Below are 662 nucleotides of genomic sequence, written 5' to 3'. Positions count from 1 at the left end.
ATCGACTTAACCTTGCTTGCAAACGTAACTCGCCGGTTCATTCTACAAAAGGCACGCCATCACCCATTGATCGGGCTCTGACTTCTTGTAAGCACACGGTTTCAGGTTCTTTTTCACTCCCCTTCCGGGGTGCTTTTCACCTTTCCCTCACGGTACTGCTTCACTATCGGTCGCTAGGGAGTATTTAGCCTTACCAGATGGTCCTGGCAGATTCATACGGGGTTTCACGTGCCCCGCACTACTCGGGATCCGTCTCGGAGGGAGCACACTTTCGATTACAGGGCTTTTACCTTCTTTGGCCGGCCTTTCCAGACCTGTTCGTCTAATATGCTCCTTTGTAACTCCATGTGAGACGTCCCACAACCCCAGAGAGCAAGCTCCCTGGTTTAGGCTAATCCGCATTCGCTCGCCGCTACTAACGGAATCACTTTTGTTTTCTCTTCCTCAGGGTACTTAGATGTTTCAGTTCCCCTGGTATGCCTCTTCATCACCTATGTATTCAGTGATGAGTGACTGGGTATTACTCCAGCCGGGTTTCCCCATTCGGACATCCCCGGATCAAAGCTTGCTTACAGCTCCCCGAGGCAGTATCGTTGTTCGCCACGTCCTTCTTCGGCTCCTAGCGCCTAGGCATCCTCCGTGTGCTCTTAGTAGCTTAACCA

1 rRNA gene is annotated in these 662 nt (G+C 51.7%); it reads right to left on the bottom strand.

Going from position 1 to position 662, the window contains the following annotated elements:
* Positions 1–661, bottom strand: a 23S ribosomal RNA gene (locus tag V3851_RS26905); the annotation flags it as partial.
* Position 662 lies beyond the last annotated feature (1 nt).

The organism is Paenibacillus haidiansis (assembly GCF_036553665.1).
GTDB lineage: Bacteria > Bacillota > Bacilli > Paenibacillales > Paenibacillaceae > Fontibacillus > Fontibacillus haidiansis.
Note: the sequence above shows the minus strand (reverse complement) of the source record. Positions and strands in the feature narration are given on the sequence as shown.